Source organism: Flagellimonas onchidii (assembly GCF_004804315.1).
Classification (GTDB): Bacteria; Bacteroidota; Bacteroidia; order Flavobacteriales; family Flavobacteriaceae; genus Flagellimonas; species Flagellimonas onchidii.
In genome coordinates, this window is sequence record NZ_SRXX01000001.1 from 30,192 (window position 1) to 47,207 (window position 17,016).

9 protein-coding genes are annotated in these 17,016 nt (G+C 43.1%); all 9 read right to left on the reverse strand.

What is annotated here, in order from left to right:
- Window positions 1–35: 35 nt before the first annotated feature.
- Window positions 36–2,636 carry a GH116 family glycosyl hydrolase gene (locus E4661_RS00100; protein ID WP_136464782.1) on the reverse strand — a complete coding sequence of 867 codons (2,601 nt, stop codon included), beginning with the start codon at window positions 2,634–2,636 and terminating at the stop codon, window positions 36–38.
- Window positions 2,637–2,819: 183 nt separating this feature from the next.
- Entirely contained in the window at window positions 2,820–5,216 is a 2,397-nt protein-coding gene (locus E4661_RS00105) for a glycoside hydrolase family 95 protein (RefSeq protein WP_136464783.1), read from the reverse strand.
- A gap of 42 nt (window positions 5,217–5,258) precedes the next feature.
- On the reverse strand, window positions 5,259–7,328 hold the full coding sequence (locus E4661_RS00110; protein ID WP_136464784.1) for an alpha-amylase family protein: 2,070 nt from the start codon (window positions 7,326–7,328) through the stop codon (window positions 5,259–5,261).
- A gap of 155 nt (window positions 7,329–7,483) precedes the next feature.
- Window positions 7,484–9,019, reverse strand: a complete 1,536-nt coding sequence (locus E4661_RS00115) for a sulfatase family protein (RefSeq protein WP_136464785.1) — start codon at window positions 9,017–9,019, stop codon at window positions 7,484–7,486.
- A gap of 10 nt (window positions 9,020–9,029) precedes the next feature.
- A complete protein-coding gene (locus tag E4661_RS00120; RefSeq protein WP_136464786.1) occupies window positions 9,030–9,869 on the reverse strand; it encodes a fumarylacetoacetate hydrolase family protein in 840 nt (279 codons plus the stop codon).
- Between the two features lie 10 nt (window positions 9,870–9,879).
- Window positions 9,880–11,352 (reverse strand): alpha-L-fucosidase, encoded by a 1,473-nt coding sequence (locus E4661_RS00125; protein ID WP_136464787.1) that lies wholly within the window; start codon window positions 11,350–11,352, stop codon window positions 9,880–9,882.
- A 33-nt stretch (window positions 11,353–11,385) separates the two neighbouring features.
- Window positions 11,386–12,876 carry an alpha-L-fucosidase gene (locus E4661_RS00130; protein WP_136464788.1) on the reverse strand — a complete coding sequence of 497 codons (1,491 nt, stop codon included), beginning with the start codon at window positions 12,874–12,876 and terminating at the stop codon, window positions 11,386–11,388.
- Window positions 12,877–12,912: 36 nt separating this feature from the next.
- On the reverse strand, window positions 12,913–15,219 hold the full coding sequence (locus E4661_RS00135) for a beta-N-acetylhexosaminidase (protein WP_136464789.1): 2,307 nt from the start codon (window positions 15,217–15,219) through the stop codon (window positions 12,913–12,915).
- Window positions 15,220–15,690: 471 nt separating this feature from the next.
- Window positions 15,691–16,977 (reverse strand): DUF6786 family protein, encoded by a 1,287-nt coding sequence (locus E4661_RS00140; RefSeq protein ID WP_205728899.1) that lies wholly within the window; start codon window positions 16,975–16,977, stop codon window positions 15,691–15,693.
- Between the last annotated feature and the right edge of the window lie 39 nt (window positions 16,978–17,016).

Here is a 17,016-nt window from a genome sequence, read left to right on the forward strand (position 1 = left end):
AAGCAGTTTTTTTAATCATGTTTATTCAATGGTTTTTATACGTTGCTCAGGGATTTTTTCTCGCCTGACACCCATACGGTGTTAATAGCTATGGTACCTTCTTTTATATTGACAAAGGGTTTTCCGTTTTTTAATCCTACATTTCCAAAGCCTGTTTCGGTGGACAGGAAGGTGGTGAATTCATCGCCTATTCTGGAATCGATATAAAGGGCTTTTTCTACTGCATCATAGCGTACTCCTGTAAGTCCTTGTAATAGGCCATAGCTCGCCATGGCGCGGGCGTACCAGTGTCCACATTCGTATTCGTTGAAGGGGTTGCGCACATTACCGTCATATCTGGCGCGACAGGTACGGACTATTTCGAGCCCTTCTTCTACCTGTCCTTTCATCATCAAATGTGAGGCTACCTGATATTCTATACCTGTCCACACTTCGTTGCTGTATACAAAGGGAAGCGATAGTTTACCGCCCTTTGGCCAACTGCACAGCAACAGGCCGCCTTCGGCTCCTGCTGCATAAGCCGGACGCTGGGGGTTGGGGTAATCGCGCAAGTCTTCAATAAGATTGTACTTGTGGATGGATTTTAGGTGACTGGTTACTTTGGCATTGTCCACAGGTTCTTCCAAACCTGCACAGGAGGCTATCCACATACCCAAAATTCCATCGGAAAGGCAACCTTTACCGTATTGGTACTTGGGGCCTTCTTTTTCCAGAAGTGCTTTGGCTTCTTTGGAATAGTCTGATGTCCAGGAGTGTTTTGAAAGCTCTATAGGGTCTTTGGCTTCCAATCCTGTCCATTGTATTTTATGGATGAAGTATTCGCCATCAAACAGCTCTTCTTCCATGAACTTTTTACCTTTTTCGAGCAATTGGGCATAGGTATCAAAAGATTGGTTGAGTGCTTTGCTTATTTCTACAAAGGCGGCTAGGGCTCCCAGATAAAAGCTGGTACACATGCCGTTTGGCCCCCAAAATTCTACATCGTAAGTATTGTGGTGGGGTTCTTCCAAAATGCCTTTTCGCTTGGGGTCCCAGGTACGGATGCAGTAATCCATACTTTCTTTTACATTGGGATAGAGTTTTTCCATCCAATTGTTATCGCCATAGATACGCCAATCGCGGTACACTTTCATAATGCCTCCCAATTGGCCATCTGCAGCGCTGTAAAAATTATGGTCTACTTTACGAATGGGCAGTGATGACCTAAAGGTCTGGTGTCCTTCGTTATCCTGACTGATAGTAAATTCGGTCTGTCTGAGGGTACGTTCCATGGCCGGGAATAGATGGGGAATGGCTTGTGCATAGTTCCACACGTGGGTACATGAACCGTGGCAGCAGCCTCCTTGGTCGTTGCACCCTTCCCATCCCCAAAGGTTGCCATCGGTCTGGCGCAATATGGTTGGGGATTTTAATATGGTAAGGTTGGCGGCTACTGCTTCCATGACCTCATCGGGCAGTGTGGAAGCGTAAAATGTATCGGTAAAGGCTTGTGTTTTTTCCTGAAGGTTGGTATAGTTTTTTTGCCAGAATTGCGATACTTCTGTCAGGGAGGCAAAACGGCTGCTGTACCAAGGTTTGTAAGTGTTTGATTCTGCACAAGAGTTACCGGGTTGACAATCGTTGCTCACGGTTGCTCCCAATCGGATATCGGATTCGGGTACATACCAGGCGAACAGTAGTTTTATGGTTTTGCTTTCTCCTGCTGCCAGCGTGAAAGGTACAAAAACGGATGCTCCGGGGGCTGCTCCTTCTACGGGCTCTTGGGTAGCGGTATCTCCTTTTTCAATTTTGTTCCACGCCATGGAAAGCGGGTCCCACCAGCCTCCACGAAACCATGCATGGTCTGTAGTGCTGCTATCATCGGGAACAAATGCTGCAAACTGTCCTTGTTTCCAGGGGTTGTCCTTTTCTTCTTTTTGACCCAGTACAAAACCATTCGGGTGCTTGCCAATGTAATTGCCATTGCCCTGACTCATAAAGTTTTTGGCATTCCATGAAAAAACGGCTTCTTGTTCTTTTCCTGAGGTGTTTTCAAAGGTGTACTCGAAAGCTCCTACGGGCATTCCTGAGTTATCTTCATCACCGGGAATGAAAGGACTCCATGCCGTAATTTTTACTTTCATGGGGATGTCCCCGTCTTCCAAGTCTATTTTTGCAAATGGGAACTGCCAGTCAAACTTGCATTTGCTAAACCGTGGCAATCCCAGACTGGTACCTGCTGCTCCTCTTCCTGTTCCTCTTTGTCCGAAGATTTTTCGCTCTGGCACAGGGCCTTCCAATACTTTTACACCGTTTTCAAGCCCTTTTACTTTTATGGCTGCAAAGGTGCAGGGTTCATGAAAAATGTCGGGTTTGTTGCGAACGGACATGTGGGAAATGGCTCCTGTACCTTCAATACAGAACATGCCTGCGCCCAATCCGCCTATGGGGAAAGCTATTTTGTCAATGTATGCATCGGTATAAGGGGTGTTGTACGAGCCTTTTGTATTTGTCCTGCTGCTTTCCTCTGTACCGTTACAACAATTTGAGTCACCAGAACAACTATTTAACATTACGGGTGCTGCTGCAAGGGCACTCCCCGTAAGTATGGTGCTTTGCAGAAATTTACGTCTACTGTGTTTGTTGTTGTTCTTCATGACTTTGATTTTTAGGTTATCTTTTCAGTACATGACAAAAAATGATATGTCACATTGAGCCTTTCGACTATGCTCAAGGTAAACTAAAGTCGAAATGCATCAAAAAGTCGAATTTTAAAGGTCTTCGACTGCGCTCAGACTGACATTTTGATATAAAATTAATTTTTGCCATGTACTAAAAGGTTATCTTATAATCTTGATTCTTTCATCTTTAGCCGGGTCTATCAATTCTCCTGTTAAACGGACAGGTGGTAATTTTTCGCCTTTTAGGGACTCAATGGTGCAAGACACCAAGTGTCCGTACCGCCATTCTATATCTACTTTGAAGGCTCCTCTGGCAATCAACCCTTTTACTTTACCTGCTGGCCATTCGGTAGGAAGGGCTGGCAGTAAATGAATTTCCCCTTGATGGGACTGTAACAGCATTTCTGCCATAAAGCCGGGGGTAGACATTGAGCCATCTACTTGCATATTGTTACTTTCGTGTGCCATCAGGTTTTCAAAACCTACTTGGGTGACCATATCGTTAAAAATACGGGTGGCTTTTTCGCCGTCGCCTAAACGGGTATAACACCAGATACGCCAGGTTCTGTTCCAGTTACCTCCCATGTGTGGCCATTTGGGACCGTAGAGGGTGTGCCCTCTCATATTCAAAGATTTGGTTGCTGCTTTTGCCAATTTTGGTGTTTTTATCGGGTCTATTTGCCTACCGGGCATTAAGGCGTACATGTGGGCGATGTGGCGGTGATGGTCACGTGGGTTGTCCATATCCCACGCCCATTCTTGTATTTGTCCGTATTTACCAATACGTATAGGTAACAGTTGGTCTCGTGTGGTTTTTACTTTTTGACGGAAGTCAGCATCTACATCCAATGTTTCGGATGCTAACATGACGTTGGTATACAGGTCGTACACCATTTGTATGTCTTGGTATGCTCCAGGGAGGTTGAACAGTTTTCCTGCTCTGGCTTCGCCATTGGTGAGGGCATAGTCCACAGGTTTTCCGTCCTTGAAATCTACCCCATGTTCTGCGGATATGGTAGGTGCAATGATGTATTTGCCTTCGTAAGGCACCATATTCTGCAACCAGAATTGGGCGGCTTCTTTCATGATGGGATAGGCTTCATTTTTCAGATAGTCCTTATCCATCGTGTATTCATACTGGCTCCATAAGTGCTGACAATGCCAAGCAGCTCCTGATGGATATAGCCCCCAAAGCATATCGGAGCCGGGTGAGGCAAAACCCCAGATGTTTCCTGTAGTATGACTTACCCATCCGTCTGTGCCGTAGTAGGCTTTGGCCACTTTGCGCCCGGGCTCTACGATGGTTTTTATCCAGTTGATGTAGGATTCGTGTACATCGGGGAGATTGAGTGGGCCTGCTGTCCAGTACATTTCCTGTAGGTTGATGTTACTCTGATAGTTCCCTGCCCAAGCTGCTGTTCTAGCCGATACCCATACACCTTGCAGTCCTGAAGGGAGCGTCCCTTCTCTTGATGCACTAATGAGCAAATATTTTCCGAGATTGAACAACAAGGTTTTGAGTCCTGCATCGTCATTCATACCTGTTTTTAGCATTTCGTAGCGTTCGTTGGTGGGCAGCACTTCCAGTGTTGGGTCGCCATCCATTTCCAAAGACGTTCTGTTGTACAGGCTGGTATAATCTGCTATATGGTCTTTCTTTAATTGCTCATAGCCTTTTTTGGTAGCTGCCTTCATGATTTTCGAGGTAATCTTGTGTGGGTCGGCTCCATTGTAGAGTGGTGCTATGGGCTGGTATTCGGTTGCGGTAGTGTAGTATATGGTTGCTGAAGTGGCTCCTGAAAGTTTAAAGTTGCCATTTTCACTGGTGATTTTTCCGCCTTCGTGAAGTACTTTAATTTTTACTTCGTATTTACGGTTGTTTCCATCTATTAAACCTTCTACGCGTATTTCGTCGCCTTTAATGGTCACTTTGTTTTGTTTTTGGGTGAAATCCCTACGGATACCAAAACTTAATTTCCCAGAGGCACTACTTTTAAAGCGTATTGCCATTACTCGGTCGGGATAGCTCGTAAAGTACTCGCGGTTGTAAGTTGTGCCGTTCATTTCATAACTCACTGTAGCCAGTGATTTGGACACATCAAGGGTACGTTTATAATTGGTGGCTTCGCCTTCGTGGTTTTCAAAGGAAAAATAGAGGTGTTCTATGGATGTTAGTGCGCCAAAATCGGCATAATCGCCTGTAAAGTGTCGCTGCACCATTTGGTCGGCTTTTTCAACTTCTCCTGCAACAATGGCTTCCCGAATTTCTTTTAGGTGTTTGTCGCCTTCTTTGATGCCGTAATTGTAGTCGGGGTTTTGCCCCGGGCCGCCAAACCACATTGTTTCTTCGGTGGTATCAAAGCGTTCTTCTTTTATGCCTCCGTAAAAGGAAGCCCCCATATAACCATTACCGAGGTGAAGGGCTTGGGTTCGCCAATCTTCAGCGGGGTATTCGTACCAAAGGGTAGCATTGTAATTGGTTTTTTCTTGAGCGGTAACCTCTAAATTACTAACGAGACTCTGTAAGAAAATCAACAAAAATAATTTTAATTTCATTGAATGCTTTTTATTAGGTTAAAATGAGTTCAATACAAAAAATCAATACTCAAAAACCACAGCGGTATGTGCTGTGAATTTTTCTACTTCTACAACTATAGCATCTCCTTCTTTTTCTATTTTCAAAGGTTTTCCAGAAGGTATCAAGTATGCTTTTTTCACCTTTTCCGAAAGCCTTACTTTAACTGTAGTGTTATGTATAGGTACTAAATCTTCTATCACTTGCGCCCTACCTCTTTGGTGTGCTGCGGCGTAAAGCAAATGGGCTACATAGCGTTTTTTATCGGGCTGGTGCAATAAGTTGGCTCTTCCTGCACTGGGCAAATCTACTTCCAGGTAACGACTGTTGTGCACTTGCTTTAAGCCATTGATAAACAGGTCTCGGTGAATACGGGCTCCATGGGTGAAGTAAGCGTTGTCCAGCGCATGGGCAAAATAGACGCTGTTGTTAGATTTTACTACTGCTGGATGGGCAGCATCTTCCAATTTATTGGGTGTATTGGCATGTGAACTGAAATAACCTAATGTTCTACTGAAATAGGGTTCACGGATGGTGGCCAATACTTCCGTTCCTGCTTTGGGCTTTACACGAAGGGCAGGTTCGTAATTTAGAAAAGGGGTTGGTACTATACCTTCTCCAATGGCTGGTTTTACTACGGTGTAGTCGTTATCTTTTTCAGGATGACCGATATAATCGATATCAAAATCCAATAGGAACTTTTCGGTTTCGAAATCGAGTGTACCCCTGCCCATTGTTACGATGCTTCCTCCGCTGGTTTGGAATGTTTTCAAGCGTTTTACATCTTCAGAATTGAGTCTGGCTGATGATGGCAGGATGATTGTTTTTATATGACTCCAGTCTTGTAAATTATTGACCACCTCAAAGTTGTATTGGTTTTCGAGCAGCATACGGGTCAAGCCTTCATCAGCACGATTATTCAATGTCATCCAAAGTCCAAGGGAGGCATAGTGCTCTGCGCCTATACCATAGTCTTCTATTTTTTCTACGTATTCAAAGGCATGGCCTATGTTGGTATAGGTACCCATGTCCATTTCTCCGCTGGGGTGCAACTGGTCGCCAAAGTTTGGGCTTGCTCCAAAAGCGACCATGGCTGCTGCTTCGTACAGGATAGCGTCCTTGTGCTTGAAACCTCCAAATTCCCCCCACGAGGTGTGGAATTTACCACTCATGGCCACTAGCGGCTTCCCAGTATTGGCAAAGAACTTGGCACGCATAGGCAGAATATCGTAACCGCCCCAAGTGGTGGGCAGGTCTTCTAAATCTTGTTTGGTGTTATAGTTATAAAAGGAGTGTTTAAAGGTATTGCCATTGGCGGAAAGGTGGGTCGTCCAATTGTAAAAAAGCGAGGCATTGGGCTTGTATTTTTTCACCATTTGGCTGGATTTCTCCATAAATACTTTCATTTTTTTGGCGTGGTATTCCTTGGTTGCAACGGGGTCATCCATATCCACTCCGTTGGCTTTCATATCTTTTTTACTGGCTTCGTTAAAGTTTACTTTATCGAAGGGGATAATGTCGTACCAAATACCATCTACATCATAGTCTCTTACAATTTCTTCGGTTTGGGCAAGAATCAAATCTAAATAGGCTCCTTCGGGAGAAAGTTCTGGCCAACCCCAGGGCATACGGTCGCCAGGTTTTAGGTTTTTGGTAGCCTCTCTAAAAGCTGCTTTTCCTTGTTTATTAAGTGTTTCCCATTCTGGATTTTTTAATGCATCTTGAACAGACCAACCTACGGTAATGTAGGCCTGTACGCGAACGCCTATTTCATGACAGGCTTCAATTTGGGCTTTCAGCAAATCGAAATCGAGGTGGGGATGTCGCATCCCTGCCTTGGTATTGTAGTACGCCCAAGAATGGTGGCCTTTGGCAAAGACATTAATGGAATTAACATGTCCTGCTTTAAGAGCTTCCTGAAATTGTTTTTTGTTGAATTTCTTTCCAATATCCTCTATTTTACCTGAGGTATGAAAATCGAGGTGTATTTGACGTGTGCCTTCTTTTAGACGGTATTCGGGCAATGTTTGTGCTACACAAACAATATTCATTAATACGGCAAGTAGTCCTAGTATACTTATTTTATGTTTCATCTTATTTTGATTATAAATTTTTTCAGTACATGACAAAAAATGATATGTCACATTGAGCCTTTCGACTAGGCTCAAGATAAACTAAAGTCGAATTTTAAAGGTCTTCGACTGCGCTCAGACTGACATTTTGATATAAAATTAATTTTTGTCATGTACTAAAATAAATTTTGGTACATTTCATTTAAATCAAGTGGGTCTTTCATTTCTTTTTGGAGTTCCAATAAACTCGCAAACAAGGTTTTAACGCGTTCTTTATGTTCTGGTTCTTCTGCCAAATCATGCATTTCCAGCGGGTCGTTTTCCATATCGAAAAGGAGCACTTTATCGATTTTAGGATATACTAACAGTTTGTAACCGTCTTTTCTAATCATGCGCTGGTAGTCCATATAGGCTCCGTATACGCCTTTTTCAAGACTTCCTTCGGCGGTTTCGCCTTTTGCTAATGGAAGCAAACTGTTGAAGTCTACATAATCGGGTTTTTCTATGCCAGCCAATTCCAGACTGGTAGCCATGATATCTTGCAGGTATACATCGTTGCTCAATTTCTTTCCTTTTGGAATGCCAGGACCTGTCACCATTAGGGGTACGCGCACGCTATGGTCAAAGAGGCTTTGCTTACCAATGAGTCCGTGATGCCCTACAGACAGTCCGTGGTCACCCGTAAAGAAAATATAGGTGTTATCGGCTTTGCCGGAGGCTTCCAGTGCATCGAATATTTTTCCTATTTGTTCGTCTAAGTGTGTGATGATGGCATAGTATTCCTTAAGGTGGGTCTTGATGGCGAAAGAGGTACGTGGATAGGGTGCCAATGCTTCGTCACGTACGAGTACTGAGTTACCTATACTTTCTTTATAGGGATACTCGGGTAACCAGTTTTTAGGCAGGGGAATATCGTTCAAATTATATTTATCCAAAAATGATTGGGGTGACTGTCGGGGGTCATGCGGCGCATTGAAGGCAACGTACATAAAGAAGGGGTCTTCTTTTCGGACAGCATCTGCTATAAACTCCAAACTGTGGTCTTTCAGTACTTCACTCCAGTGTTTTCCTCCTTGCCAAAAGCCTCCTTGCAGGGTATCAGTGGGTGACCAACTATGGTCATTTTCATCAAGGGGGCGGTTATAACCGGAAGGAAGGTGTTGGGCCACATCTTCTCCTTTTTCATAGGCTTCTCTCATGGCTTTGGTGATAGGCCCCCAGTTTTTCCCCATGTTATCGGAGGGCATTCCGGGTTTAATGTCCTTAGCTGTTTCAAATACTTTATTTGCGGGTACGCGCACGTGCCATTTGCCACTCATGTAGGTATTGTAGCCTTGTGCTTGCATTAGCTGCCCCCATGTATTGTTGTTTGCTATGCTATCGTTTTGTATCCATTTGCGCTCCATTTCCTGTGCCCGCCATAGTGATCGTCCGGAAATAATCATAGAGCGTGAAGCAACACAAACGGCCTGTTCCCAACCTCCCATATTGTATGCATGTGTAAAGGTGGTACCGTTGTTTACCAGCTTATCAAGGTTAGGGGTTTTAATCACACTATTACCAAGTGCATGAATGGCTTCATAGGTGTAGTCATCAGCAAAGAGGAACAATATGTTAGGCTTCTCTTGAATTTTCTTCTTTTCTTTGGTGTTACAGGATGCAAACAGGCAAATGGTCAGTGCAAGTAATAGCTGCTGTTTTATGCTTTTCATTTTTATCTTTTTATCCAATTTTTTGAGTAATGGTGTTTGTCAATGTACCTATAGGGGCTATGGTAATATTTACTACATCTTGGGGCCGTAGTGTAAAAGTATCAGGCGGGACAAGTCCTGTACCTGTCATAAGAAAGCAGCCTTTGGGAAAATTGCATTCCCTGAAAAGGTAGCTTACCAGTTCGGTATGTGTCCGCTTCATATTGCTGATGGGGATTTTTCCTTCAAACTCGGTTTTACCTTTTCTGATAATAGCGAGTTCTATTTCCGTTTCAAGGTCAATGGGCTGTTCGGGCACATAAAGGCAAGGACCAAGTGCAGCGCAACGTTCATACATTTTTGCTTGCGGTAGGTAGAGCGGATTTTCTCCTTCAATGCTACGGGAACTCATATCGTTGCCTACGGTATAGGCTTCTATGGTACCTTCTGAACTGATAAAGAGAGTGAGTTCCGGCTCTGGCACATCCCAGACAGAATCTCTTCGTATGTGCAGGGTATCGTTGGTACCCACTACCCTGTTTGCAGTGGCCTTAAAGAAAATCTCGGGACGCTCGGCATCGTACACTTTGTCATAAAACGTATCACCTCCGCTTTGTTTGGATTCTTCCATTCGGGCATCGCGACTTCGAAGGTAGGTTACCCCTGCCGCCCATACTTCTTGTCCACCTATTGGTGCTTGTAATCCCGAAAGGGCCATGTCATTTGTAGGGGAACTGTTCTGTATCTGCTCTTGTAAAAATGAATATAATCCCCTGCGGTTGATCAGGTTATCCCAATCATTAACCTGCAGGGGGAAATATTGTTCTTGGTTCTCTATTATAACATTGCTCTCGCACTTGTATAATTTCATAGAACTTTACTTACTTCACATTCGAAATTTTAAAGCTCCATGCATGTTGACATGGTAGTTCATCGTATGTTAATGATGGTATGTTCACTATTAGTTTTCCACCTTTGTATTCATACGCAAAGTCGCCTTCATGTCCCAAGAGTGTTACTTTGGTGTTTTTTGAAGGCTTTACACCTTTTACAACCAACTTTCCTTTAGGGAATTTAGGGGCAATGGCATAAACATTGTCTCCTTTTTTGGTAAAAAACAACTCTTTTACGGCCTTACCTGGTTGGGGATCTATGGTTTGTTTTAGAATATAGTCACTGCCCAGATAGTGGGTCGTCTTTTCAAACTTTTTATCACCTTTGGACCATTGTGCCGATTCTTTCCACTTACGGGTACCATAAATGGCTTCGCCGTTTACTTTTAGCCACATTCCCAATTCTTTAAGGCGGAGTTGCATAATGGGCGGAATACTTCCTCGGCTGTCAGGGCCTATGTCCAATAATAGGTTTCCACCATTACTTACAATGTCCACCAACATTAGCACCAATGTACGGGGCTTCATATAATCGTAGGCATCTTCATTTTGATTATATCCGAATGAGAAACCTAAGCCTCGACATTCTTCCCAAGGTTTATCGTAAACTTCGTGCCCTCCGTATTCTGAAGTGTAATAGCCTCCGTGATTAAAGCGGATGCCTTTTCCCCAGCGGTCGTTCACCACAACATTGTCTTTTACGTTGGATTCGTTGAACAACCAAGCTAATAGTTCTTGTGATTTCCATTTTTCGGCTTCCATATCCCAGTCGCCATCACTCCAAATAAGTTCTGGCTCGTAATTTTGAACAAGGTCTTTAAATTGTGGGTGCATGTGTTCTTTCACGAAACGTTCTTTATCGTCTTGCCACCAAGGATGATACCATTCGTAAAGCGAGTAGTAAAGCCCCATTTTTACGGAAGTCTTTTTTACGGCAGTGCTTAATTCTCCTACTAAATCTCTTTTGGGACCAACTTCCATACTGTTCCATGCATAACCCCGGTCGTTTGCTTGTTTGTTGGGCCAAAGGGTAAAGCCATCGTGGTGCTTGGAGGTCAGCATAATGTACTTAGCTCCGGCTTCTTCAAACAATGCCGCCCATTCATCGGCATCGAATAAATCGGCCTTGAACATATCGCCAAAATTGTAATAGCTAAAATGGGGACCATAGGTTTCCTTATGGTACTGCCATACTTCATCTCCTTTAAAATTGCCATTTCCGAAAAGGGCTTTGCTTTGCATCCAATGTTGGTACCATTCGGAATAGGTTCCTTTGGGCGACCATGCGGGTACGGAATATGGGCCCCAATGGATAAAAATACCCAATTTGGCATCCTCGAACCAATCGGCTACGGGACGTTTGTCCAAGGATTCCCAGTTGGCTTCGTATTGCTGGGCATTGGCTGTATAACCAAATTGTAAGAGCAGTACGGTTGTCAATACTTTAATAGTGTTCTTCATCTTATTTCTACTTTCTACTTTTATTAAATACTATTATTTAGCGTTCGTTATTTTAAAGCTCCATGCATACAGACATGGTAGTTCGTCATAGGCCAAACGAGGCACTTGTACGGTGATGTTTCCTTTTTTGTACTCATACTCAAGTTCCCCTTCATGTCCCAATAATGTTATTTTGGTATTTTTTGTGGGTTTTATGCCTTTTATCTCCAATTGTCCTTTGGGAAATTTTGGCGAGATGGCATAGACATCTTTTCCTTTTGAAGTAAAAAAGAGCTCCTTTACAGCCTTGCCAGGTTGTTGATCTATAGTTTGTTTTAGGATATAGCTTCCCTCCACATAGGATTGCCCTTCTTCCAACAACTGGAAATTACGGTCTCCAGGAGACCATTGGTAAGATTGTTTCCATTTTCTGGTTCCGTAGATGGCGTCCCCGTTCACTTCCAGCCATTGTCCTATCTGCATTAAGCGCTCTTGCATGATTACGGGAATTTTACCTGCTCCAGTGGGGCCTACATTGATACAGAGGTTACCGCCCTGGCTTACTATGTCTGCTAACATCAAGATGAGCATCTCTGGACTATTGTAATCTTCTATATCCTCGTTACGGTTGTAACCAAAGGACAATCCCATACCGCGGATTTCTTCCCAAGGTTTGTTGAACTTCACCTCTTCACGTAGGTATTCGGTGGTAAAGTACCCTCCATGCTTATGGCGCTGGCCTTTTTCCCATCGGTCGTTGATGACCACATTGTCCTTTACCGGAGAATCGTTGAAGAGCCATGCCAATAATTCGGTGCTTTTCCAGTAATCGTCCCCATGGTCCCATTCCCCGTCGGCATAGATAAGGTCCGGCTTATAATTGGTCACCAAATCCTTAAACTGAGGATGGTAGTAGTCTTTTACAAACTTCTCTGAACCTAGCTGATACCACGGATGAAACCATTCGTAGAGCGAGTAGTACAAGCCTGCTTTAAGACCAGCATCTTTCATGGCCTTTACATAATCGCCCACCAAATCCCTTTTAGGGCCCGTTTCCACGCTGTTCCATAGGTAACCTCTGGATTCAGTGGCATGTTTGTTTGGCCAAAGCGTAAATCCATCATGGTGCTTTGAGGTCATAATAACGTACTTGGCTCCTGACTTTTTAAAGATTTCCGCCCACTTTTCTGGATTGTAGAGTTCTGCTTTCCACTCTTTGCCAAAGTCGATATAGTTAAAATCCTCTCCATAGGTCTTCTTATGAAATTCGGGAATCTCTTGCCCGGTAAATGTACCATTGCCAAAAATGGATTGACCGGTAAACCATTGTTGGTACCACTCTTCATAGGTGCCTTTGGGCGACCATGAAGGCACGGAATAAGGCCCCCAATGAATGAAAATACCAAACTTGGCATCTTCGAACCAATCTGCAACCGGACGTTTGTCCAACGATTCCCAGTTGGCTTCGTAATGTTGGGCTTCCAAGCCACTACTGATGCCCAAAAGAAGGCTCAATGTTATTAAAACAACTTTTACTTTTCGCATGTTCCTATAGATTTTCATTTTTGTATGTAATCAAATTTAGTTTACCACGATTTCATCAATCTTGATGGCCGCATGCGATTTTCCTCCTTGATGGTGCCAATCAATTATCGGACTTACTTCTTTGGCCTTTACTCGAAGGGCTTTGATTTCAGTGGGGTCAAAACTGATGTTGTACGCCAATTTATTACGGCCCTGTATGTGGCTTTCTTCGGTTTGGTCATTCTCTCCAAGTTTGGTGAAGCTTTTACCGTCTTTAGAACCAAATACTTCTACCACTTCGGGGAAATACACGCCAGAGATGGTCCATCGCAGCGCATTGAGGCTTACCTCTGTTACCTCGGTCAATTCATCGAATTCCATATCAATCTCCGCACCTGCATTGAACTGTACCCAATTGGCATCTCCATTTTCCATGGCGGCATAATTTAAATCGGTAAGTCGTTCTACTCCCTTACTGCCTTTGGAAATGCCCGCTGCTTTGTGTACCGGGTATTCCAATGAAGACAAGTACCCCACCTTTTCACCATTTTTAAAGGCTTGTGCTTTTACGGTCTTGGTTTCGCTGATTGTAAAAGGGGCATCGTATTTGGCAGATGCCGTGGTAGGTTCGGACCCATCCAATGTATAGTGGATATCCAGTCCGTTTACTTCCGTTTTTAAGGTAATTTCAATTTCTTTTCCTTTGCCTTTATGGTCTATCCATGGACTAAAGGCACTTACGGCATAACGTACTTTTTGGGCATCGAGTTTTCTAAACTGGCTTTCGAGCCGGTCTGTAAAATCATCCCAATCTTTATTTTCTTGGGCCGTCCATCCGCTTTCTGAAATAGCATACAATCTTGGAAAATTCATATAGGTCAATTTACCCCAATCGCTAATGGATTCTGTCCACATATTGGCCTGAATGCCTTTGATAAGTTTGCCCTCCTCTGCGGTCAACGAATCTGGAATGACCTTATAACCATAAGAAGTTGAAAGTAATAATCTACCATAACCCAGATTAGGCTCTAAATCGTCATGGCCTTGCTTTAAGTCGATATAGCAATAACTATTAGGTGTCATAATGACCTCATGACCTGCTTTTACAGATTTGATACCTCCTGATTCGCCTCGCCAACTCATCACCGTGGCATTGGGTGCCAGACCGCCTTCTAAAATTTCATCCCAACCAATCATAGCACGCCCCCTGGCATTGATTATTTTTTCAATACGTTTGATGAAGTAACTCTGTAGCTCATAAACATCTTTTAATCCTTCTTCTTTTATTCTTCGTTGTGCATGGGGGTCTACCACCCATTGGCTCTTGTTACATTCGTCCCCGCCAATATGAACATATTTGTATGGGAATAGATCCATAACCTCGTTGAGCATCTTTTCTGCAAATTCAAAGGTCTCTTCTTTACCGGGGTTATAGGTATTGTTCTTGGCCACACCCCCAGTGGCCACATAAGGCTCTGCATTCACACAGCCTATTTCCGGGTAAGCTGCAATAGTGGCCTGTGCATGCCCCGGCATGTCTATTTCCGGAATAACTTCTATAAAACGTTCCTTGGCATAAGCCACAATATCCTTTACTTCTTCTTGGGTATAGAAACCTCCATACGTAGGTTTTTCACCTGGTTTTTGCTTTGGACGACCAAACCAGTACGAAACATTCTCATCGGTAGTATTGTAGTCCATACGCCATGCGCCTACTTCGGTAAGTTTTGGATAGCTTTTTATCTCCAGTCTCCAGCCTTGGTCGTCTGCCAAATGCCAGTGAAAACGGTTCAGTTTTTGCTCTGCCATAAAATCGATGACATCTTTTACACTTTCGGCATCAAAGAAATGACGGGATACATCTAACATATAGCCTCTCCATCCAAAAGCAGGTTTATCACCAATGCTTACAACAGGTACACCCCATACTATATTAGCTTGTAATTCTCCACTGTAAAACGATGGTGGCATCATTTGTTTTAGGGTTTGTAAGGCATAGAAAAATCCTGCACCTGAAGACGCCTTGATTGCGATGTTTGATTGGGTTACATCAAGTGTATAGGCTTCTTCTTCTAAACCGGCATCTGTGGTGAGAGTAATGTCTCCATTTCCTCCTACATTTACTGCGGGTACCCAACCTGAAACGGCTTCAAATTCACTAAAAAATAGGTCGGCTGTTTTTGCTTGGGCTTCGTTTTCAACAGAGACTGTGGTGTTTTTGTTGATTTCAAAATGGCCCTGACCCTCGGTCAAAGAAGCGGGTTTGGGGATAATATCCGTTGCCCCTGTCTGTAATTGGCTTTGTGTACAACCAGCCATAATAACAGCCAACAAAAGAGTTGATATTGTTCTTATTTTGTGCATATCGATTAATTTGGTTTATTTTTTAACATTAATGGAATGATTACTGTTTCTACTTCTGAAGCAGGGAAATTACCGCTAGAAGCTTAATAAAAGCTATATAGTAACCATCGTTTTCCATAGGTATGAGACAACAGCAATTTGTTCTCTAAAAATATCAAACAGCAATACTTTTTTTTCCTTTTAATAGTACCTTTCCATCTTAATTTGGATGGGGAAAGTTGAGCAAGTATCGAATTTTTCCAAGCCTAAAGCATTTGTTTGAATTTCCTCAATCAATCTACGAGTACCATACCCAAATCCCATGTAGTTCTATTTCAGCTACTTTATGGCTCGATTAAATTATACATATCCTCCATGTTCACAAAAGAATTGGTCTGTCATAACAAATTTGACATTTCTGGCAATAAAAAAGTATTTTACTCACGCGAAAGCTATCCCTTTCTATTGAACCCATTTCAACTTTTTCAACAGCTAAAACGCATTGATCTCTGCCAATTCCAGATTGAACAATTTTTTGGTTATTCTTTCCAGTTTATCCTTATCACCTTTTAAGTGCACCGTTCTATGAACATGCACAATGTTCTCGTTTTTAGCAAGATGGGCTGCGGGAGACGAACTTTCAATTTCATAAAAAGGACCTAATTGACTTCCGTCCTCCAAGGGGCCGTCATTGTATGAATTTACCGCATCACCTTCGAACGGGTTATCTTGTAATTTCCACAATGAATTGACATATCCTTTGTTTCTATCCTCTGGCAGGGAAAGATGTGCCAAAGTTAAAACTTGGTTTTTGGCATCATAGCTTGCTGCTATGGGCAAGGCCCTTTTTGGGGAAACCCCGATCTTGCCCCTGCTTTTACCATCTGCGGAAAACAAGATTACTCCTTTGTCCTCCAAAACGGTTAACCTATCGGCAGGAATCGCGCCATTTCCGAACTCATAGTCGGTCACTATTTTGCCCAACTCGGCCTCATCACCTTTCTTAAAAGGAATGATCACATTGGTCTCGTCACTTGGATTGAGCATGCTCAAAATCCATATGGAAAGCATCCCGGATTCTTCATTCCAGGTATTCTCCCCGGTATTGGTCAATATGTTCTCCGTTTCAAAACCGACCATATTTATTCCTTCTTCAATGTCGATTCCCAAGACATCCGCAACTTTTTCAGTAGAAAGCAATCTTACGGTCCGTTCCACCAACAAATCAAAGGTGACTCCTGAATAGTTCAACAATTGCATCTCTTTTTTGAAACTGGCCTCGTTCTTGCTCTTGCCAACCAATTCAAAAGGTTCGGTATCCAACTCTTTGGGGACATACCAATTATCAAACTCAAATGTTGTTCCAGGTTTGAAATAAATGGAATATTGACCTCCTTCCGGGCCTAACCAAAAACGTTCTTCCCCTCCCAATGGATTAAAATGTTCTTTTACTTCGCCCGATGCGATCAAATCGTAATTGAGCCAACCAAAACTTTGTCCTTCCCCGCCAACGGCGGTACTGGTCATAACCCTTCCTTGCAAGGACGGGGCCACCGCAACCTTACCCATTCCGTTAGCATCTGAAAGTTCAATGATTTCCATGTGCTCTTTCAAAAAAGCTACATCACTTTGGTAATTATGGTTCCCTTCTTTTTGATTTTCATGCATAATTTTTTCATTATCGGTTTTATCAGAAGTATCCGTCTTTGGTTTCTGTTTACAAGAAACAACCAGAGCCAAAAGCCCCAATACTAAAACATATTTGTTCTTTTTTTTCATCACATTCTTTATTAATGGTTCAACCAAAAACATATTCTA

Bases quoted from the DNA above. Each gene is read 5' to 3' on its own strand.
- E4661_RS00135 (WP_136464789.1), bottom strand. From the start codon at position 15,219: ATGCACAAAATAAGAACAATATCAACTCTTTTGTTGGCTGTTATTATG.
- E4661_RS00140 (WP_205728899.1), bottom strand. From the start codon at position 16,977: ATGAAAAAAAAGAACAAATATGTTTTAGTATTGGGGCTTTTGGCTCTG.
- E4661_RS00115 (WP_136464785.1), bottom strand. From the start codon at position 9,019: ATGAAAAGCATAAAACAGCAGCTATTACTTGCACTGACCATTTGCCTG.
- E4661_RS00125 (WP_136464787.1), bottom strand. From the start codon at position 11,352: ATGAAGAACACTATTAAAGTATTGACAACCGTACTGCTCTTACAATTT.
- E4661_RS00130 (WP_136464788.1), bottom strand. From the start codon at position 12,876: ATGCGAAAAGTAAAAGTTGTTTTAATAACATTGAGCCTTCTTTTGGGC.
- E4661_RS00110 (WP_136464784.1), bottom strand. From the start codon at position 7,328: ATGAAACATAAAATAAGTATACTAGGACTACTTGCCGTATTAATGAAT.
- E4661_RS00100 (WP_136464782.1), bottom strand. From the start codon at position 2,636: ATGAAGAACAACAACAAACACAGTAGACGTAAATTTCTGCAAAGCACC.
- E4661_RS00120 (WP_136464786.1), bottom strand. From the start codon at position 9,869: ATGAAATTATACAAGTGCGAGAGCAATGTTATAATAGAGAACCAAGAA.
- E4661_RS00105 (WP_136464783.1), bottom strand. From the start codon at position 5,216: ATGAAATTAAAATTATTTTTGTTGATTTTCTTACAGAGTCTCGTTAGT.